1 protein-coding gene is annotated in these 599 nt (G+C 39.6%); it reads left to right on the top strand.

Going from position 1 to position 599, the window contains the following annotated elements; all coding sequences use genetic code 11:
- Window positions 1-484 (top strand): transposase (locus EST42_RS06365; protein ID WP_167711147.1); only part of this gene is annotated, 484 nt, incomplete at its 5' end.
- Window positions 485-599: the final 115 nt, after the last annotated feature.

The following is a 599-nucleotide window of genomic DNA, read 5'->3' as shown; positions in this document are numbered from 1 at the left end:
CATGGCATCTCAACCAACTATTTCCAGATTTCTATCACATCTCACGAACGAAGACACTGATGAGCTACAAGAATTAAATCGTCGTATTGTCTCTTTAATTGATGAAAGATCAGCCAATACTGAACTGGTGCTAGATTTGGATTCAACCTACTTTGAGACCTTTGGTCATCAAGAAAAAATTGGTTTTAATTATCACTACTTGAACATCGGGTACCATCCGCTTATCATGACTGATGCTTTAACTGGAACCGTGCGTCAGGTATCGTTGCGAAGTGGCAACACCTATACCGGTAATGGTGCAACTGAATTTGTGCAAGGGTATCTGTCAACTAGTCTATCCGATCAACATCAGACAATTATTTTGCGTGGTGACAGTGGCTTCGCCACGCCAGACTTGATGAAAACATTAGAAGGCAACAATATTTTTTATACCATCCGATTGAAGTCAAATCCTCGATTGAAGCGTATGGCACTTGAAGGATGATATGTTAATCTCGACAATCTTTTGATGATTGAAGGTCAGTTGACGACCGATGAATTTAAGTATTGCTCTTATGCTAGATTTACGGACAGATTTTTCTCTGCCCTGTAAACTAATA

Source organism: Weissella cibaria, from assembly GCF_004521965.1.
GTDB classification, from domain to species: Bacteria; Bacillota; Bacilli; order Lactobacillales; family Lactobacillaceae; genus Weissella; species Weissella cibaria_A.
This window is presented reverse-complemented; position numbering and strand designations above follow the sequence as displayed.